At 44.6% G+C, this 20,087-nt stretch carries 21 protein-coding genes; 20 read left to right on the top strand and 1 reads right to left on the bottom strand.

Annotated features, from left to right (window positions below):
- The first annotated feature begins 1 nt into the window (after position 1).
- The 16 genes from murA (at position 2) to KS242_RS14210 (ending at position 16,629) form a co-directional block, all read left to right on the top strand.
- Positions 2-1,306: a UDP-N-acetylglucosamine 1-carboxyvinyltransferase gene (gene murA, locus KS242_RS14285; protein ID WP_217321945.1), complete on the top strand. Its 1,305-nt coding sequence runs from the start codon at positions 2-4 to the stop codon at positions 1,304-1,306.
- A 546-nt stretch (positions 1,307-1,852) separates the two neighbouring features.
- Positions 1,853-2,788 (top strand): ABC transporter permease, encoded by a 936-nt coding sequence (locus KS242_RS14280; protein WP_217321944.1) that lies wholly within the window; start codon positions 1,853-1,855, stop codon positions 2,786-2,788.
- 2 nt (positions 2,789-2,790) lie between these two features.
- On the top strand, positions 2,791-3,744 hold the full coding sequence (locus tag KS242_RS14275) for an ABC transporter permease (RefSeq protein ID WP_217321943.1): 954 nt from the start codon (positions 2,791-2,793) through the stop codon (positions 3,742-3,744).
- A 4-nt stretch (positions 3,745-3,748) separates the two neighbouring features.
- Positions 3,749-4,750, top strand: coding sequence for an ABC transporter ATP-binding protein (locus tag KS242_RS14270; protein ID WP_217321942.1), 1,002 nt, complete (start codon positions 3,749-3,751; stop codon positions 4,748-4,750).
- 13 nt (positions 4,751-4,763) lie between these two features.
- A complete protein-coding gene (locus KS242_RS14265; protein WP_217321941.1) occupies positions 4,764-6,389 on the top strand; it encodes a peptide ABC transporter substrate-binding protein in 1,626 nt (541 codons plus the stop codon).
- Positions 6,390-6,470: 81 nt separating this feature from the next.
- Entirely contained in the window at positions 6,471-7,391 is a 921-nt protein-coding gene (locus tag KS242_RS14260) for a S66 peptidase family protein (RefSeq protein WP_217321940.1), read from the top strand.
- Complete coding sequence (locus tag KS242_RS14255; protein ID WP_217321939.1) at positions 7,388-8,485, top strand: mandelate racemase/muconate lactonizing enzyme family protein; 1,098 nt, start codon at positions 7,388-7,390, stop codon at positions 8,483-8,485. Before KS242_RS14260 ends, KS242_RS14255 begins: the two co-directional genes overlap by 4 nt.
- On the top strand, positions 8,482-9,369 hold the full coding sequence (locus tag KS242_RS14250; RefSeq protein WP_217321938.1) for a C40 family peptidase: 888 nt from the start codon (positions 8,482-8,484) through the stop codon (positions 9,367-9,369). The genes KS242_RS14255 and KS242_RS14250 overlap by 4 nt, the downstream gene beginning before the upstream one ends.
- A 102-nt stretch (positions 9,370-9,471) precedes the next feature.
- Complete coding sequence (gene spoIID, locus KS242_RS14245) at positions 9,472-10,506, top strand: stage II sporulation protein D (RefSeq protein ID WP_217321937.1); 1,035 nt, start codon at positions 9,472-9,474, stop codon at positions 10,504-10,506.
- A gap of 76 nt (positions 10,507-10,582) precedes the next feature.
- Positions 10,583-11,533 carry a stage II sporulation protein SpoIIQ gene (locus KS242_RS14240; RefSeq protein WP_217321936.1) on the top strand — a complete coding sequence of 317 codons (951 nt, stop codon included), beginning with the start codon at positions 10,583-10,585 and terminating at the stop codon, positions 11,531-11,533.
- Between the two features lie 341 nt (positions 11,534-11,874).
- The gene (locus KS242_RS14235) at positions 11,875-12,942 is read left to right on the top strand and encodes an AimR family lysis-lysogeny pheromone receptor (RefSeq protein WP_217321935.1); all 1,068 of its coding nucleotides are present in this window, start codon (positions 11,875-11,877) and stop codon (positions 12,940-12,942) included.
- 212 nt (positions 12,943-13,154) lie between these two features.
- The gene (spoIIID, locus tag KS242_RS14230; protein WP_077307162.1) at positions 13,155-13,424 is read left to right on the top strand and encodes a sporulation transcriptional regulator SpoIIID; all 270 of its coding nucleotides are present in this window, start codon (positions 13,155-13,157) and stop codon (positions 13,422-13,424) included.
- Positions 13,425-13,603: 179 nt separating this feature from the next.
- Positions 13,604-14,605: a rod shape-determining protein gene (locus KS242_RS14225; RefSeq protein WP_217324176.1), complete on the top strand. Its 1,002-nt coding sequence runs from the start codon at positions 13,604-13,606 to the stop codon at positions 14,603-14,605.
- A 108-nt stretch (positions 14,606-14,713) separates the two neighbouring features.
- Complete coding sequence (locus tag KS242_RS14220) at positions 14,714-15,532, top strand: flagellar hook-basal body protein (protein WP_217321934.1); 819 nt, start codon at positions 14,714-14,716, stop codon at positions 15,530-15,532.
- 15 nt (positions 15,533-15,547) lie between these two features.
- A complete protein-coding gene (locus KS242_RS14215; RefSeq protein ID WP_217321933.1) occupies positions 15,548-16,345 on the top strand; it encodes a flagellar hook-basal body protein in 798 nt (265 codons plus the stop codon).
- A gap of 20 nt (positions 16,346-16,365) precedes the next feature.
- Positions 16,366-16,629 carry a DNA-directed RNA polymerase subunit beta gene (locus tag KS242_RS14210; protein WP_217321932.1) on the top strand — a complete coding sequence of 88 codons (264 nt, stop codon included), beginning with the start codon at positions 16,366-16,368 and terminating at the stop codon, positions 16,627-16,629.
- Positions 16,630-16,664: 35 nt separating this feature from the next.
- Here the strand turns inward: KS242_RS14210 and KS242_RS14205 are convergent, their stop codons facing one another.
- Positions 16,665-16,823: a lmo0937 family membrane protein gene (locus KS242_RS14205; protein WP_217321931.1), complete on the bottom strand. Its 159-nt coding sequence runs from the start codon at positions 16,821-16,823 to the stop codon at positions 16,665-16,667.
- A gap of 124 nt (positions 16,824-16,947) precedes the next feature.
- Here KS242_RS14205 and fabZ point away from each other — a divergent pair, with 124 nt between their 5' ends.
- From fabZ to KS242_RS14185, 4 genes are all read left to right on the top strand, one after another.
- Entirely contained in the window at positions 16,948-17,370 is a 423-nt protein-coding gene (gene fabZ, locus KS242_RS14200) for a 3-hydroxyacyl-ACP dehydratase FabZ (RefSeq protein WP_217321930.1), read from the top strand.
- A 116-nt stretch (positions 17,371-17,486) separates the two neighbouring features.
- The gene (locus KS242_RS14195) at positions 17,487-17,972 is read left to right on the top strand and encodes a competence protein ComK (RefSeq protein WP_217321929.1); all 486 of its coding nucleotides are present in this window, start codon (positions 17,487-17,489) and stop codon (positions 17,970-17,972) included.
- Between the two features lie 90 nt (positions 17,973-18,062).
- Positions 18,063-18,689 carry a hypothetical protein gene (locus KS242_RS14190; protein WP_217321928.1) on the top strand — a complete coding sequence of 209 codons (627 nt, stop codon included), beginning with the start codon at positions 18,063-18,065 and terminating at the stop codon, positions 18,687-18,689.
- 192 nt (positions 18,690-18,881) lie between these two features.
- Positions 18,882-20,000 carry an acyltransferase gene (locus KS242_RS14185; RefSeq protein ID WP_217321927.1) on the top strand — a complete coding sequence of 373 codons (1,119 nt, stop codon included), beginning with the start codon at positions 18,882-18,884 and terminating at the stop codon, positions 19,998-20,000.
- Positions 20,001-20,087 lie beyond the last annotated feature (87 nt).

Raw genomic sequence — 20,087 nt, 5'->3', positions numbered from 1 at the left:
CTTGGAAAAAATCATCGTCCGTGGTGGAAGGCAGCTGAAGGGATCTGTCAAGGTCGAAGGTGCGAAAAATGCCGTACTGCCTGTCATCGCAGCAAGTATAGTTGCAAGTAGAGGGAAAAGTGTTATTCATAATGTACCGGCTTTAGCCGATGTTTATACGATTAATGAAGTACTGCGCAGCATGAATGCTGAGGTTAATTTCAGCGAAGGTACAATCACTGTTGATGCAGCGAAGCCAATGACGACAGAAGCGCCTTTCGAGTATGTTCGGAAGATGCGTGCATCTGTATTGGTACTCGGACCATTGCTAGCTCGTTTCGGTCATGCGAAAGTTGCATTGCCAGGCGGATGTGCAATTGGATCCAGACCTATCGATCAGCACCTGAAAGGGTTCGAAGCGATGGGAGCTAAGGTGCAAGTAGGAAATGGCTATGTAGAATTGCGTACAGAAGGCCGCTTGCAAGGTGCGAAAGTTTATTTGGATGTACCAAGTGTCGGTGCGACAGAGAACATTATTATGGCTGCCGCATTGGCTGAAGGAACAACGGTTTTAGAGAATTGTGCGAAAGAACCGGAGATTGTCGATTTGGCTAACTACTTGAATAAAATGGGTGCCAAAATCGTCGGAGCCGGTACAGAAACAATTCGGATTGAGGGTGTCGAAGAATTAGTTGGTGCTGAGCATACAATGATTGGCGACCGTATCGAAGCGGGAACATTCATGGTTGCAGCAGCAATCACAAAAGGTGACGTCCTGATTGAAGGCGTGGAGTTGGAGCATGTAAGTGCGCTTGCTGCCAAGATGGAAGAGATGGGTGTATCCATTAAAGAGAAAGCGAATGGTATTCATGTCATCGGTCCTGATAAATTAACAGCAACGGATGTTAAAACATTACCACACCCAGGATTCCCAACTGATATGCAATCACAGATGATGGCATTGATGTTATGTGCAGAAGGCACTAGCATCATTACGGAGACTGTGTTTGAGAATCGTTTCATGCACGTGGAAGAATTCCGCCGGATGAATGCGAATATTAAGATTGAAGGCCGCAGCGTTATTATGGAAGGTCCAACAGATTTGCAAGGTGCTGAAGTTGCCGCAACGGACCTCCGAGCTGGAGCAGCGCTCATTCTAGCCGGTTTGATATCCGATGGTTATACGCGCGTAACGGAACTTAAGCACTTGGATCGCGGATACGTTGATTTCCACGGTAAACTCGCTTTGCTAGGTGCGGAAATTGAACGCGTGAATGATGAAGTTTTCGAAGAAGCAGCAGCTGCTGTAGAGGAAACAACATACTAAAGCGTAAAATAGGAATAAGTCTCTTGAAAAAGGGGCTTATTTTTTTTTGCTTTTGTAAGATAACCTTCCGTACAATATCTGAATCTGCCTTCCGCACCTAAATAGGCTGTGCTATAATAATTAGAAAATTCATTAAATAATGTAGCCTTAGCGAAAGGAGGATATACGGAAAACATGCCAAGCAACCCTGTCTTATTAGATTATACATACGGTTGCAGGGAGCAAGCTGGGCGATTCATGTTGGATGCATAATTAGCAGTAGAAACAGATTTGCAGACCGAGAAGGATAACCTGTTGATGACAAAGTTACATGAAGAGGCTTATTTACTAATAAAGATTAGTGTAAACGCTTCCAAAGAGTGCGGAGGGACAAGATTTTTTCATATTTTGCCGCTCAAAGCACTTTAAATCTGGAAAGCGGGTTCCAGACCCTTCTGAGATGTAACGTACAACTTTTAATCGAAAAAGAAATCTACAAAGCGGCACGCGTGCTTTAACCAGATTGGCGCTCGCTGCATACGATCTTCCGTTAGGAGTGAGGAGCTTATGGCGATTTATCTGATTCGCCGATTTCTGATTATGGTTGCAACCATTTTTGTAATCGCGACTTTGACCTTCATCTTGATGCACAGCATACCTGGTAATCCGTTTACAACGCAAGACCGAAGTACGAGCGAAGCTGTCCAGGAAAACTTGAACGCACATTATCATTTAGATGAACCAATGCTTACGCAATATGGAATTTGGCTCAAATCGTTGGTGACGTTTGACTTTGGACCGTCCATTAAACAGCCAACTGAAACAGTGAATGATCTGCTGAGCAGAGGGTTTCCAATATCAGCTGAGCTTGGTATGTGGACAATTACGATTGCCCTTTTATCTGGCATCACGTTAGGTGTGCTGGCAGCACTAAAGCATAATGGCATTATTGATTATATAGCAATGACACTAGCAGTGCTTGGTATCTCGGTGCCCAACTTTATTTTGGCTACCTTATTAATTCAGCAGCTCGCTGTTAATTTGCAGTTATTGCCCGCCGCAACGTGGTCTTCACCAATGCATATGATCATGCCAATCATCGCGCTGGCTACTGGTCCTACCGCCATCATTGCCAGACTGACAAGGTCCAGCATGCTGGAAGTATTATCACAGGACTATATCAAAACAGCCCGTGCCAAAGGACTTTCACCAGTAAAAATTGTTATCAAGCATGCACTGCGGAATGCATTGATGCCTGTTGTAACAATATTGGGAACGCTTGTGGCGGCAATTTTAACCGGTACATTTGTGATTGAGCGCATTTTTGCGATACCAGGAATGGGAAAATACTTCGTTGAAAGCATTAATAACCGCGATTATCCGGTCATTATGGGTACAACCGTCTTTTACAGTGCCTTTCTTATTTTTATGCTGTTCTTAGTTGATGTCGTTTACAGCATCCTCGATCCGCGTATTAAGCTGCATAAGAAAGGAGGCAGCTAACAATGGAACATTCCAATCGTCCAATCAATACAGCAGTACAGCAAATACCCGATGAATGGTTTCAGCCAATTGACAAGGATTTAAGCAAGGCGGAAGAAGTTTCTCGACCTAGTCTGTCTTTCTATAAAGATGCCTGGATTCGTCTGAAGAGAAATCGGCTCGCTGTAACGGGTCTGTTCTTTTTAGTCGTATTAATCTTGGCGGCAATCTTTGCGCCAATTCTTTCGCCATATTCCATTTCAGAAGGTGCTTTGCGAAATCAAAACTTGGCACCTACAGCTGCACATTGGTTCGGTACTGACAATTTAGGTCGCGATGTGTTTACCCGCTTATGGCATGGTGCGCGTGTGTCGTTGTTTGTGGGTATAGCGGCCGCATTAATCGATTTCTTTATTGGTATTATCTATGGCGGCATTGCAGGCTACAAGGGCGGCCGTATCGACAGTATGATGATGCGCATTATTGAGGTGCTTTACGGACTTCCGCATCTGCTCGTTGTTATTTTATTGCTCGTTGTAATGGGGCCGAGCTTGTTTACGATTATTATTGCTTTAACAATTACTGGCTGGATTGGAATGGCCAGAATCGTGCGCGGTCAGGTGATGCAGCTGCGAAATTATGAATATGTGCTTGCTTCCAAAACACTTGGAGCTAGTACTGCTCGAATCATCCGAAGAAATCTTCTGCCGAATACAATGGGACCGATTATCGTACAAATTACATTGACTGTTCCGTCCGCCATTTTTGCGGAAGCCTTCCTCAGCTTCTTAGGACTTGGAATCCAAGCGCCGAATGCTAGTTGGGGATCCATGGCTAATGATGGCTTGTCTGCTATTCTTTCTGGAGATTGGTGGCTGTTGTTTTTCCCGGCGCTATTCATCAGCTTGACGATGTTTGCTTTCAATGTGCTTGGCGATGGCTTGCGGGATGCATTCGATCCAAAGCTGAGGAGGTGACGAAATGGAAAAGATACTTGAAATTGATGATCTGCATGTACACTTCACAACATACGGTGGAACCGTACAGGCTGTCCGTGGTGTGAGTCTATACTTGAACAAAGGAGAAACACTTGCCATCGTCGGAGAATCTGGCAGCGGAAAGAGTGTAACGAGTAATAGTATCATGCAGTTGATACCGTCACCGCCCGGGAAGATTGTCAAAGGCTCTATCCAATTCAAAGGCAGAGATTTAGTCCAGACGTCCAAGAAGGAGATGCGTGCGATACGCGGTGTAGACATCTCGATGATTTTCCAAGATCCGATGACAGCACTTAACCCGACATTAACGGTTGGTGATCAGCTGACGGAAGGGCTAAAACAGCATACGTCGATAAACACCGATAGCGCCAAGCAAAAAGCGATAGATATGCTCCGTCTCGTAGGGATAGCTGAACCGGAAAGCAGATTCAAACAGTATCCGCATCAGTTCAGCGGCGGGATGCGGCAGCGTATTGTGATTGCAATGGCACTTATTTGTGAACCAGATCTTTTAATTGCAGATGAACCGACAACAGCTCTTGATGTAACTATCCAAGCGCAAATTATGGAGTTGTTCAGTGAGATTCAGGAGAAAACAGGTGTATCGATTATTCTTGTGACACATGATTTAGGGGTTGTAGCTCGAGTAGCGGATCGAGTTGCTGTTATGTATGGCGGCAAAATTGTAGAAACCGGCGACAAAGATGCTATTTTCTATAATCCGCAGCATCCGTACACAATTGGCTTATTGCATTCTGTCCCGCGTCTTGATATGCAAGAAGCGGTGCTCCAGCCGATTGATGGTACACCGCCAGATTTGTTTGCACCGCCACAAGGCTGTCCATTTACTGCTCGATGCGCCCATGCGATGCAAGTGTGCGCGAACGTGTATCCGTCTGCAACCAATTTGTCAGCATCACATCAAGTGGAATGCTGGCTGCAGGATGCACGAGCAACTAAAGCAGTCAATCTGATGAAACGCTAAAGGGGGAGAAATGATGAAAAGAAACTGGAAAATGGCTATTATTGCTTGCTTGGCAGCATGTGTTCTTCTGCTTACTGCTTGTACCGCGAATAACAATGCTGGCGGAAGCGGCGGCGAAGGAGATGAAGAGGATAAGAAGGTATTGCGTCTCAACAATGGGCAGGAACCTACTTCCCTTGATCCTCCAGAAGGTTTCGATAGTGTTTCTTGGGTCATGGTGAACAACTTAATGGAAGGTCTGACCCGTCTGGATGAAAATCATCAGCCGCAGGCGGCCATGGCGGAAAACTGGGATATTAGTGAAGACGGCAAAGTGTATACATTCCATTTGCGTGACGATGCCAAATGGTCCAATGGCGACAGTGTAACAGCAGATGACTTCGTGTATGCATGGAAACATATGCTCGATCCGGAGCAAGCTTATCAGCCTGCATTTTTAGCGTATGTTATTGAAGGAGCAGAAGCATATAACAGCGGAGAAGGTCGTGCTGATGATGTTGCCATCAAGGCGGTGGACGACAAGACATTTGAAGTAACGCTGACTGCACCGACTGGCTATTTCCTAAACTTGCTCACCAATCCGGCGTTCTTCCCGGTTAATGAAAAGGTGGCAGAGGAGAATCCAGAATGGTTTGCTGAAGCGGAAAGCTATGTGAGCAACGGACCTTTTAAAATAGACAGCTGGTCGCATGACAAAGAGCTTATCATGGCAAAAAATCCAGAATACTGGGATGCAGACACGGTAAAACTCGATCAAGTGAATTGGGCAATGGTAGCCGATACAAACACGGAATATCAAATGTATCAAAGCGGCGACTTGGATCGTTCGTCTATTCCAGCTGACAACGCCAAGGATTTGATGGGTAGCGAGGAGTTGGTAACCGAGGTACAGGCGGGCGACCAATTCCTTCGATTCAACGTTCAAAAAGAGCCATTCACCAATGAAAAGATTCGCAAAGCGTTTGCGATGGCAATGAACCGTAATGATATTGCGGAGTTTATCCGCGGTATTGGGGAACAGCCGGCACGCGGGTTCGTACCGTATGGCTTCGAGACACCAAGCGGCGGCGATTTTCGTGAAGAAAATGGCGACTTAATTCAAGATGACCCGGATGAAGCGAAAAAGCTGCTTGCAGAAGGAATGGAAGAAGAAGGCTGGGATGAGCTGCCGGCCGTCACCTTAACGTACGGAACAAATACAGAGAATGAACGCTTGGCTGAAGGGATTCAGAGTATGCTGTCAGACAATTTGGATGTCGATGTGGAGCTGCAGACTGTTGAATCGAGTGTGTTTAGTGAAGAGCAGACTAAGCTTGTGTATCAGCTATTCCGCGGTTCTTTCTTAGCGGATTACGGAGATCCTGTTAACTTCCTGGAAAGCTTCACGACCGAGTCTTCTTCAAACCGTACGGGCTGGTCCAACGAACAGTATGATAAGTTAATTGCAGATTCAAAAACAGAGAGTGATGAGGCGAAGCGCTTTGACATGCTAATGGAAGCAGAAAAGATTTTGATGGATGAAATGCCGATTATACCATTGCATTTCTACCAGCATGTGTACCTGCAAAAACCAAATGTGAAAAATATCGTCATGCACCCGGTCGGTTATTTAGAGTTGAAATGGGCGGATATCGAATAGGGCAGACGCGGAAGAAGTGGTGAAAATCACTTCTTTTCCGTTTGCCACCCCATACATATAAATGAAGGAGGAGATGCGCGCATGAAGCCGTCTGCATGGAAAAAAGGAGATACGATTGGGATAGTTGCTCCTGCGGGCCCTGTTAAACAAGAGGAACTATTACGAGGGATTGAAATAGTGGAATCACTTGGTCTAACTATTAAGCTGGGAAAACATGTGTATGACAAGTATGGTTATCTGGCCGGCAGTGATGCGGATCGAGCAGCTGACCTGAATCGGATGTTCCAAGATGATGAGGTAAAAGGTATTATTTGCGCTCGCGGCGGATATGGAAGCGGAAGAATTACCGACTTGGTAGACTATCAACTTATCAAACAAAAGCCGAAAGTGCTGCTCGGATACAGCGATATTACGTATTTACATACGAGCATCCGGCAGCGCACTGGGCTGGTTACTTTCCACGGACCAATGGTTGCTTCTGACATGGGCGAATCTGATTTCGCCAAGCTAAGTTATGATTTGCTGCAGCAGTTTTTCACTCCAACAGATGTTGTGTATACGTCAGCTATTTCTCCGCTAGAAGCGATTGTCCATGGCAATGCTGCTGGGCCTCTGGTTGGCGGCAACTTGTCTTTGCTGGTGAGTACACTCGGTACGCCGGACGAAATTGACACAGCCGGAAAGCTGCTTCTATTAGAGGATATTGAGGAGCCGCCTTATCGAGTCGACAGCATGCTCAATCAATTGAAGCAGGCAGGCAAGCTAGAGAGTGCCAATGGTGTTATCATTGGTGATTTTACAACTAGCATCCCGGAAGACCCGGAGAATTTACTTTCTTATGATCAAGTGTTTGTTGATTATTTAACCGAATTGCAAAAGCCGGTTATGAAAGGATTCCGTATTGGCCATTGCAACCCGAATATTACGGTTCCGCTTGGAACAGAAGCAACAATGGATACCGAAGCAAAAGTATTGCGTGTAACGGCAGGAGTATCAGTGTGAAAGTAGCGCAAATTAACTTGTTTCAGACGCGTGTTCCGCTAAAGAAACCGTTTAAGACAGCACTCCGCACTGTGACGGAAGCAGAAGCAATTGTTGTAAAGGTAACGACAGATGACGGGATTGTCGGCTGGGGGGAGGCTCCGCCAACGCATGTTATTACCGGTGACAGCTTGGCAAGTATTCGTTACAGCATTGAAGCGGTTATCAAGCCAGGCTTAATCGGCATGTCACTATTGGAGCGTGACATATTGTTTGGAAAACTGCAGTCTTGCATCGTCGGCAATACAAATGCAAAAGCAGCAGTCGATATGGCACTGCATGATTGCATTGCCCAATATAGCGGGATACCGCTTTTTCAGCTGCTTGGCGGAGCACGTCAGACGCTGGAGACAGATTACACAGTGAGTGTTAACGAGCCGACAGAAATGGCTGAAGACGCAGCAGCGTATGTGAAAGAAGGATTTCGTACCTTAAAGGTAAAAGTAGGCAAAGACAATATAGATACGGATATTAAGCGGCTCCAAGCCATACGGAAAACAGTAGGAAAAGACGTCGTACTGCGGCTGGATGCCAATCAAGGCTGGGAAAGCAAAACGGCTGTCCGCGCGATCAGCCGGATGGAAGAGATCGGATTGGATATCGAACTAGTAGAACAGCCCGTCCAAGCGGCAGACCTGCGCGGTTTACAATATGTGACCCAGCATGTGCAAACGCCGATTATGGCAGATGAAAGTTTGTTTTCTCCCCAAGATGCATGCACCTTACTGGAAATGCGGGCAGTTGACTTGCTAAACATCAAGTTAATGAAAGCAGGCGGTCTGCAGCCGAGCTTAGACATCGCCCGCATCGCCCGGACATACGGCGTGGAATGTATGGTTGGCTGTATGATTGAATCTCGTATCGGCATTAGCGCGGCCGCTCACCTGGCTGCCAGTCAGCTGCATATCACGCGCGTCGATTTTGATGCTCCGCTCATGCTGCAGAAGGATATCGTAACAGGTGGTGTGCAGTATGAAGGAAGCAAGCTGATACTTAACGATACACCAGGACTTGGTATTACAGCTGTAGATGCACCGGCGGAGATGGGAACATGAAAGCATATACCGTGGCAGCAGCTGTCGCTAATCTGTGGACAAATCCGGCCGCTCCCAGACAAGTAGATGCTTCCATTCTTGCCAATCCTGCTGATCCAGCAGCATGGGTGCATCAACTTTCACATACAGACCGTTTAGAGCTGCATGAGAATAATCTGGTTCAATCACAACTTCTTTTCGGAACATCAGTATGGCAAGTGGAGCGAAGAGAAAGCTGGGTGAAAGTGGTCGTTCCGTCTCAAGCAACACCAAAAGATGCAAACGGCTATCCTGGCTGGATACCAGTACATCAGCTCGCTTCACCGCTTCCGCAAACAGAACAGCAGATTGAGGTGCGTGCGAAGCAGACGAATCTATTCTTACAAGAAAGACGTGAAATCGTCCCGCTCAGCTTTTTGACCAGATTGCCTTATATAGAAGATACGCCATTGGCTTATAAAGTTTTAACCCCATATGGTCCAGGAATTATCCCGAAATCAGCGAGCAGCTTTTGGATACAACGGGCTGCCAGCGGAAAGGGTTTGCTCAAGTATGGAGAGCAATTTTTAGGGTTGGATTACTTATGGGGCGGTATGAGCAGCTGGGGCTATGATTGCTCAGGGTTCACCTACAATATGCATCTTGCTGGCGGCTATACTATTCCGCGTGATGCAAGTGCACAATGCTTGCAAGGCAGTTTTATTCCTTTGAATCAAGCAGAGCCTGGCGACTTATTATTTTTTGCTTATGAGAAAGGCAAAGGCCGTGTGCATCATGTTGGCTTTTATTATGGTAATGGGCAGATGCTGCATGCACCGAAGACAGGCAGGCGAATTGAAGTGCTGAACTTGGCAGGTACGGTATATGAAACCGAGCTTTGCGCGGTTAGAAGATATTGGAGCTGATAGAGTGCATCGTGCGCTCTATTTTTTTAGGCGCAATTGTTCTAGCAATCCCTGTCAGTTACATAGAGTAAAGAGTAGACCAGTCAGAGAAGGAGGTCCTCTATGTCCAAAAAAAGCAGATCGAAACGCCGCCTGAAGTCACATATACTCATCAGCATGCTACTAGCCTGTTTGTTTGCTGTCATTGTGGCACTCCCTACGTTAATTGTAGTACCATTTATAGACCCTGGCGGCAGTGAGAGGACGGCGACAGCAATGGAACAAGAAAAACAAGTGAAAGAAACAGCTAACGTGGCAGTCGAGGTGAGCCGAACAGCGAGCAATACGGTTGAAACCGTACCTTTGGAAACCTATGTAACGCGCGTTGTGGCATCTGAAATGCCGGCTGATTTCGAACTCGAAGCACTCAAAGCACAAGCAGTTGCAGCGCGAACCTTTGTTGTACGTTATATGGAAGATCATCAGGCTGAAGAACCGGAAGCGATCGAAGTATCTGACACAGTCAGTCATCAAGTATATAAGAATGAAGAAGAGCTCAGGCAGACATGGGGCAAAGAATACGAGAAGAAAATGAAGAAGCTGACCAAAGCGGTAGAAGCGACTAGCGGAGAGATACTTACCTATCAAGGGGAGCCAATCACCCCATCTTTTTTCTCTACGAGTAATGGCTACACCGAAAATGCAGAAGACTATTGGGAGAATGCGCTGCCGTATTTAAAATCAGTCGAAAGTCCATGGGATAAGCAATCTCCCAAATTTGCTGATCAAAAGGTTTTTGAAATAGCAGAAGCAGAAAAACTGCTAGGTATTAAAATCAATCCAAATGAGCCGCCAGGTAACATAAAGCGTACGGACAGCCAGCGCGTTGCGGAAGCGGAAATTGGCGGCAAGCAGTTTACTGGCCGAGACATCCGGCAAAAGCTAGGACTCAAATCGACAGATTTCACTATAGCAATGAAAGATGGTCATCTTATTTTTGAAACAAAAGGATATGGTCATGGAGTTGGGATGAGTCAATATGGTGCAAACGGCATGGCAGACGAGGGCAAGTCTTATCAAGATATCCTGACATACTATTATACGGATACGGAGATTAGTAAACTGCCGGCAGATGGGGCGAAATTAGTATCTAAATAAGTATTGGAAATTTTTTCTGCGTACAAGGTATAGGAATCTAGCTTTGTGACCACAATGGTTGCAGAGGTGATGATCTATGAAGGAAAAAAATAACGTTTCAAAATCCAAATGGAAACGTCTTTTCCGTAAAAAATGGTTTTTCCCAGCATTGTATCTTGGTATTTCCGCTTTGCTTCTAACCGCGGTATTGTGGTATCAAAGCGGCACGAATGACGCCGATCAGGCAGAAGAAGACAAAGGTATCTTCGACTCTCTATCTTTTGATAGTAATGAGGAAGCAACTCCTGTAACAGAACAGGATGAAGTTGTGAAGTCACCTGTAGCAGAAGATGCAGAAGCAACAGTCGTAACGAAGTTCTATGACCACAACGCAGACAGCGAATCCCAAGAGAATGCACTCGTACTCTACGACAACAAATACTATCAAAGCACCGGAGTGGATTACGCTGCAGCAGATGGCGGTTCGTTTGAAGTCCTCGCAGCATTAAGCGGGACTGTCACAGAAGTAAAAGAAGACGCTTTGCATGGCAATGTTGTGCAGCTAGAGCATAAAAATGGTGTTACAACATATTATGCTAGCTTGGAAGATGTAAAAGTTGAAGCAGGTCAAGAAGTGAAGCAAGGCGATGTATTAGCAGCAGCTGGACAAAGCTTGTTTGCTAAAGACAAAGCAACGCATGTACACTTTGAAGTGCGTAACGGAGAAACAGCCGTGAACCCAGAAACATTCCTTAACCAGCCTGTAAGCAAGCTTCAAGAAGCAAAAGCTGAATCAGAAGCAGTACAAGAAGATGCAGCAGATACAGCTGGTCAGACCGAACAACAGCAAGCAGATGCTGAAGCACCAGCAGATGAGAACACGGACGCTGAAGCACCAGCAGATGAAAACGCAGATGCAGAGCCAGCACCTTCTGAAGATGAAGAAGAGCCAAAGCCTGACGCTGGTGAAGAAGAAGCTCCTAAACAAGATGACGAGAAACAGCCAGAAGAAGATGCAACATCTTCTCGCTCTTCCGCTCAAACTTGATCTAAAGTGAGCATGAATGGATTAGAAAAAACCGAACCGCTAGAATCCGTAACAGGAATCACAGGCGTTCGGTTTTTTGCTGTTTAAAGAAAGATTCTTTTAATCAATGATAAATTGATCGGTAATTGTCTGGGAGTCGCTAAGTATGCTGCGTCTTAGTCAGAAAGCCGCCCTCCAAAATGAATAGGAAAAGCAGTAATTTGTCGAACGAATCAAACTTGAAAGAGGTTGTAATTATCTGAAAAGATGGAATAATGTAAAGGTGCCATGCATAAATAAAAAGTCGAAGTCAAGTGACTTTATGGGGGTAATATTGGGAAATGTGAGAGGAGAAAAGGAAGTTGAATCAATCTAGTGTACGTAAAGAAGCGATTGACTTGGGCAAGTTATCTGCGGCATCTGGCCGAATAACAGACTTGTGGTCGTTTGTCCAGCTTGTAGCGCCGAGTCATGAGGTGAAGCAGACTGCTGACTTAGCCGCCAGATTTTGTTTACAATCCGCTTCCGCTGACGTTCAGCTGGCGGGAATAGATTACCTTGGGATGAATTTCTATGAAAAAGAACTGCAGCTGCTGATTGACAAAAATAAGCAATCCTTACATGCGCGCAATAAATCATATGCCCAATTATACGAGTTGATTATTCAGTATCAAATATACAAACTGCCAGGAGATGAATATGAACGACAAACGAGCCGAGTTTGTGCTGATTATCCAGAGACAAAGGCACTTGTATTAATCGGCAAGATTTATCAGCACTTCTATTGCTCTGACTACTATATTCTCGGACATTATCTCGACGATCTTCAGGAGACTATCCTGCATATTAAAGATTACATGCTGCAGCGTATGATGACGGTTCGATTAGAAAAACTGCTATTCCAATATCATTGGAAGCGAAACGAATTAATCATAGCCCGGAAGCACAGTAATAATATTCTGGATCATACATATTTGCCAGGCCAGCGAGCGATGCAGCATTATAAGATGGGATTGACATTCCTCTTTGATGACAAAATTGCGAGCTTTTCACATCTAGCTGAAGGAAGTAAGTTAGCGAAACAATACGAGATTACATTTCTTGCCCCGCTTCTGGAGAGGCAAGTCCTGCCGATTGTAGCTGCGCACTTTGATCTGCCGCACAGGTTCGTGACTGATGATCCGTATGCACTCGCTTATATTGAGTTCCAGCTTGGGCAGACGAGCAGTGCAAGAAAACGGTATCCTGTCCGGAAACCTGAAAAACAGACTGCATTTTATAAATACTTCTACGGCCTCATTTATCAAAAGAAAGATTTTCTTGTTGACTCCTATCATCAATTCATCCGACGACATAAAGACTTCTATTTTTCCCGCTTGCCGATGTATGCTATTCAAGATATGGATAACCGCAGACCTTCTCCGCGCTGAGAAGGTCTTTTTTGTGGCATAAAAGAATGAAGCAGCTAATAAGATGTTACAAACCAATGCAAGTGATTGAAGGGAACGAGTGTGAAGCGCTCAACGCCGCGGACACGCCATCATCATTAGACTCCTCATAAAATCGTACATATATGATTCACGTCTGCTTCTCATCTTGTCTCACGAACATCAAGAACCGTCAACTTAAGGAGGCATGAGCTGTGCATGATTATATTAAAGAGCGCACGGTGCGCATAGGCAAGCACATTGTGGAGACGAAGAAAACGGTACGTGTAATTGCAAAAGAATTTGGTGTATCTAAAAGTACGGTGCATAAGGATCTGACAGAAAGGCTGCCTGAAATCAACCCCGATCTTGCAAACGAAGTAAAGGAAATCCTTGATTATCATAAAGCAATTCGTCATTTGCGAGGCGGAGAAGCTACAAAATTGAAATATAGTGTCGAAACAAATACCGAATCACCTGCTTGAAATCCAACTTTTAGCCTGAAAGCGAACATCCATTCTCTTCCTGACATTGCTACTTTTATCCTTATTTTCTTTCATAATTTGCTACTATTCTCCATGTTTTATGCTAGAATATATACTAAGTAGCATTATGTTCTCGAACGGATGCGACAAAGTTTCTATCTTACAGGGAGGATCTGAGGATATTGGCACGAGATATAGGAATTGACCTCGGTACGGCAAATGTACTAATACATGTAAAAGGAAAAGGAATCGTTCTCAATGAACCATCCGTTGTCGCGATGGACAGGAATACAGGGAATGTACTGGAAGTTGGGGAAGAAGCACGACGCATGGTAGGCAGAACACCTGGCAATATTGAGGCGATTCGTCCGTTGAAAGACGGCGTAATCGCTGATTTTGATGTAACAGAAGCAATGCTTCGCTACTTCATCAACAAGATCAATGTAAAAGGTTTTCTTTCCAAACCGCGCATGCTGATCTGCTGCCCGACAAACATCACGAAAGTGGAACAAAAAGCAATCAAAGAAGCAGCGGAAAAATCAGGCGGTAAGAAAGTATACTTGGAAGAAGAGCCGAAAATCGCTGCAATTGGCGCGGGAATGGATATCTTCCAGCCAAGCGGTAATATGGTTGTTGACATTGGCGGCGGTACAACAGACGTAGCTGTCCTATCCATGGGCGACATTGTTACCGCACAATCAATCCGTATGGCCGGAGATAAGTTTGATGCCGAAATCCTGCAATATATCAAACGAAAATACAAACTGCTGATCGGAGAACGAACAGCAGAGAATATTAAAATTGAGATTGCAACTGTCTTCCAAGGCTCACGCCAGGAATCAATTGATATTAGAGGGCGTGACATGGTAAGCGGTCTTCCGCGTACGATTACAGTCTATTCAGAAGAAATCGAAGAAGCACTTCGTGAATCAGTAGCATTGATTGTACAAGCGGCGAGAACTGTACTGGAACAGACACCTCCTGAGCTGTCTGCCGATATTATTGACCGCGGTATTATCTTGACTGGCGGCGGTGCGATGCTGCACGGCATTGATCAGCTGCTTGCAGAGCAGTTGAAGGTTCCTGTTTTCATAGCGGAAGAACCAATGGACTGCGTAGCAAAAGGTACTGGTATTATGCTGGAGAACATTGACAAGTTGGAAAAACGCAAAGTAGTTTAAAAATTAACCTCTTCTGTTTGCAGAAGGGGTTTCATTTGTTTAGCATTCAGCCGATATATAGGGAAGAGAAACAGATAACATGGTAATGAACCTAGGAGGATTTACGCTTTGCTAAAAGGATTATATACAGCAGCATCCGGTATGCTTGCCCAGCAGCGCCGGCAAGAAGTTCTGTCCAACAACTTAGCCAATGTGAATACGAATGGATACAAAGCGGACCAAGGACAGCTGCGTGCTTTTCCTGAGATGCTTTTGAAGTCCATGGAAAGTAAACCGACTTCTATGAACGGATCAGGATTCACCACCACATCTAAGGAGATCGGCAGCATCAATTCGGGCGTATACGTACAAGAAACAATTCCGAATTTCGTGCAGGGTGATTTACGGGAGACTGGTATTCGTACAGATGCCGCGCTTGTAGATGGCAATGTCCCAGATGACAATGGCTCTATTTTCTTCACGGTACAAACAGCTGAAGGAGAAGCGTATACACGGAACGGTAATTTCACGATTGATGCAGAAGGCTTTTTGACAAACGACCAAGGCAGCTATGTTCTGGATACAGAAGGCAATGCTATCCAGACAAACAATCAAACGTATAAGCTAACAGCGGATGGAACGATGCAGTTTGCAGACGGCCGTAATATACAGCTAGGCTTAGCGTATGTACAAGATAGCAACCTGCTGGACAAGCAAGGAGAAAATGTATATAGTGCGAGCGAAGAAGCACAAGTGGCAGATGCTCGAGCGACGGACGGCGTTACCTACAATATGGTCCAAGGCGCAGTGGAAGGATCAAATGTTAACTTGCAGCAAACAATGGCTGACATGATGCAGGCTTATCGGACATTTGAAATGAACCAAAAAGTGATGACAGCTTACGATGGGAGCTTAGGAAAAGCAGTTAATGAAGTTGGGAAGCTGTAAGGGAGGAAGAGCAATATGAGCAGAATGATGACGCAGGCAGCGGTCACAATGGGGCAGCTGCAGAATAAATTGGATGTAATCTCCAATAATATGGCGAACACGAATACAACAGGCTATAAGACACAAAATGCGAATTTCTCTTCCTTGCTTTTTCAGCAGATGAACAATCCGCCCGCTGACGAAGCGAATGAGCAAAATCGCGCCACCAGCGACGGGATCCGCATCGGAGCTGGTTCTTATTTAAGCAGCACCAACCCGCTTATGACTATGGGTACCATCCAGACAACAGACCGAAATTTAGATGCTGCACTTGTGAATGACAACCAATTTTTCACAATTACAGCAGAAGATGGGCAGGAACTATATACACGCGCAGGGAACTTCTATCTGCAGCCGCAAGATAATGGAACAGTTGCCTTAACGACTGCTGATGGAGATTTTGTGAACAGTGCCGAAGGTCCTATTGCATTGCAAGCTGATTTTGATAGTATTACAATCAATGACCGCGGAGAGATTGTGGTAGGCCGTAACGGCGTAAATGCTGTAGAAGCAAATTTAGCAATCACAGCCATTGATAATCCTCGTGTTTTGACACACACAGGAGATAACAAGTATACATTGGCTGACCCAACACTCGCCCGAGCAATAGGGCAAGATGAAGCAGAGCTGCAAGCAGGCAGCTTGGAAGGATCGAACGTTGATCTGAGTCAGCAGATGACAGCAATGATTAATACGCAGCGAGCCTATCAGTTTAATGCTCGCTCCATCTCCATGAGTGATCAGATGAGCGGCCTTATCAACCAGATTAGATAATAGTAAGGAGCCAGTACGTTATGCCGGATAATGCATCCAAACTTCAAACAAAAGAAGAGCACGACAACAAGAAGCAGGCAGAAGGAAAGAAAGCGCCGAAAAAGCAACGCAGAAGAGCCTTCCCCATTTGGCTTCGATTACTTGTCGTGCCGGTCATTTTGATCATATTCCTTCTGCTTGGTATGCTCTTCGGATATGGCGTACTAGGCGACGGCAATGCCTTTGACGTCCTGAAACGAGATACATGGACACATATTTATAACTTGGTTAATGAGAAATCATAAAAGAAGCTGGCTCCGGAATCCGGACCAGCTTTTTTCTATCGCTTACTCCTGCTCTTCTTAATCGCATAAATAACAAACATAATAACCGCGACGACGAGGAGAATATGAATGATTCCTCCAAGAATATTAAAAATGACACCAAGAAGCCAGAAAGCAACAACAATGATGCCAATCCATAGTAATAAATTAAGCATTTGGCTACCTCCCTACAACTGTTTTGTAAAAACATACCCTTCATAGCAGACAAGCTAAACATACACGCCTTGTTTTTGTTATAATACCTTAGGAAAGACAACCATTCAGGAGGCTCACCATATTATGTATGATGTACAACAAATCAAAGAAATAATCCCCCACCGCTATCCATTTTTACTTGTGGATCAAATAACAGAGATTGAAGAAGGCAAACGTGCTGTAGCGAAAAAGAACGTAACAATCAACGAACCGTTCTTCCAAGGCCATTTCCCAGATCATCCTGTAATGCCTGGTGTACTAATTATTGAAGCGCTGGCGCAAACTGGAGCGTTTGCAATGCTAATGAAAGAAGAAAACAAAGGAAAAATTGGCTTCCTTGCAGGTGTTGATAAATGCCGCTTTAAACGCCAAGTAGTTCCTGGTGATACATTGAAGCTTGAAGTGGAGATCATCCGCTTGAAAGGGCCTATCGGCAAAGGAAAAGCAACTGCTACAGTGGACGGCGAGCTAGCTTGCGAAGCAGAAATTACATTTGCGATTAAATAAACGGACGAAGCGACACGCTTCGTTCTTTTTTACTATTTTTTACATTTGCTTTACAGTTTAAAATCCTCTTTTATAGTAATATAGTCTTGTACAAGCGATTACTGAAGGAGGAAACCATGCACACAGAAAAAAGGGAACAGTATACAATTACACGAAATACCGTAGCCATTCTTCGTCTGTATGACCCAATTTATCAATCCCGCGTATTGGAAACAGACAAAGAGATTTTAGTTGAACAATCACCTCTTTCCATAATCGACCATAGCTGCATGCAGTATGGTTCCTCCTATGAAGGCAGGGTACATGCGATTGGCAGACTGCTGCGGACAGATAAGAAGGTGCCAATCCCAGTGCATCCAGCACATGGCGTTTATATGCTTCCATCATCCTCACCTACGAATACACATTGTGTCTGGCTATCCTTCTATCACATCCAATCTTATAAAGAAACGAAAAGCCGCACCCAAGTAGGCTTTTATAATGGTACTGCTTTGTTTGTCGAAACATCGGAGCGTTCCTTTGATCAGCAATACAAACGTACTGGCACTGTAATTGCGTTACTGAATAACGAACATTTTTTCGCTGGACAAAGCTTGTCTTAAGGCTGGCGCATTGCTTCTTCTTCCTAAGCTGAATATGTTATCATGTAAACTATCAATAGTAGCTTAGAAGTGGAGGAGGACAACTGTCTTATGCGCGACACATACACCGAAGTGGGACTTTTAGAGCAGCTGCTGCTGCATAAAGGACAGCTTTTGACATCCATCAGCCAAGACGACATCGCGCTTGATGCGTATTTACGCCGGGAAGCCAGGAAGAACGAACACCACCCGGTATTCCGATACGTGTTAAAGCATTACATAGGTTTAGTAAATCCCAATTTGACCGAGGAATTTGAACAGACCTTTTACCATTTGTTTCAAAGAGCTGCCCAAAACCCGGACAAGCGTAGTATTGTCGAGTTAACAAGAGCACTGTATGAAGTGAAGAACCGCCGGGGTAATCCTTCTATGCAGTTCCCCCAAGTAACACATCTGCTGCATTTACTGAATGTGCATTATCCCATATTCGATCCGGCGCGAGCTGCGTTTTTCGGTATGCCGTCAGCAAATCACTTGGCCGGATTTGAGAAGAAGATGAAACGGTATATCGAACAATACAGCCAGCTATATGAATGGAACCAAGCGATTTTACAAGATAGCCGCTTCGATGAACTGTCTGATATATTCGATGAATATTTCATGCAGCCAGGATGGGAAACGCCGAGCCGTGCTAAGAAATTGGATCTGTATCTAAAGGCATTAGTAACCACCAATTAAGTGCTCACGAAAGTGAGTGCTTTTTTTTATGGAAAAAATAAGGTCTGGTGGATAGAGTTTGTAATCATATTGCACCTAGATTGTATTGTCATTACAGTTCTGTTAAAAGCCTTGTGAGCGGGGCGGCAGGGGGTATATAAAGAAGGAAGGACGGATAGTATTCTGTAGAACAAAGAAAGCAGGTAGATGCACATGACGAGAAATTACTCCATCGACTTTTTTAAATGCTTGGCCATTTTCGGTGTCGTTTGTATTCATACACACACGTTCCGTGATACGGCTGTCCCATTCGGGACTGGGGAAACATGGGCATTCATCATTGATACACTCGCACGATTCTCTGTGCCATTTTTCTTTGCTGCATCCGGCTATTTATTTGCTATGAAATTGGAACGAACGGAAGATACATTTGCTTATTTCAAGCGCTATACCGGCAAGCTCATTGGACTTTTGGCAGCATGGTTTTCCTTTTATTGGATATATGACTTTATTAAAATTATTACCACTTCAACTGGCACGATGAATCAGCAAAAAGCAGCACTCACAGCTTATTTCCAAGATACATTCCAATGGCGTACACTATTAGATGGCATATCTTATACGCAATACCAGCTGTGGTTTATGTTCGCCTTAATCTTTTCCATTATAATCATTTACGCAGCATACCGTTTGCACCTGCTTAAACTGACATTATTGGCAGGTCTCTTGCTCAATCTAATTGGATTGATGGGGCAGTCATATGGTCCCCTATTCCATGTTACGATGGAGGAGACAACACGGAATGGAATCTACTTCGGATTGTTTTATACAGCACTTGGAGCTTGTTTTGGTTTATATGAAAAGCAGATCGTGCAAGCAATGGGCAGCATAAAAGCTAGAACAGTTGGGATGCTTGCGGTATCTGGCTTTGCACTGCATCTGATTGAGCGATTCATCCTTCATTACAACATGGATTTACCGCAAGGAGAGTACCTCATTAGTACGATTCCGTTAACTGTTTTCCTGCTGTTGTTCACCTTGAAGACGCGGAATATCGGCAAGCATCGTTATGTAGGGATTGTCGCTAAAAACGTAGTAGGAATCTATTTGATTCACACACTATGGCGCAGCATCTTTGATCAGGCATTGGAACAGTCACCATTTATCCATACCTTTGCTTGGGGATTGATTTATGCGCCGATCTTATATGGACTATCACTTGTTACGTATATGCTGCTGCAATATGGGAAAGCGAAACTAAGCAGTCCGGTTGTACCTCGTCAGGCCAAAACAAACAGAGCACTCAGACCGAACAGTACATTCGCCAAATAGACTGGTATTTCGCCAGTCTATTTTTTTATTGTAAATAATGTGCAAATTTTAAGAAATTAAGTTAATCTTTTACTATATACATAGAAA

Origin of the sequence: Terribacillus sp. DMT04 (genome assembly GCF_019056395.1) — a bacterium.
GTDB lineage: Bacteria > Bacillota > Bacilli > Bacillales > Amphibacillaceae > Terribacillus > Terribacillus aidingensis_A.
The sequence above is the reverse complement of the archived record's forward strand: the minus strand, read 5'-3'. Positions and strand labels throughout refer to the sequence as shown.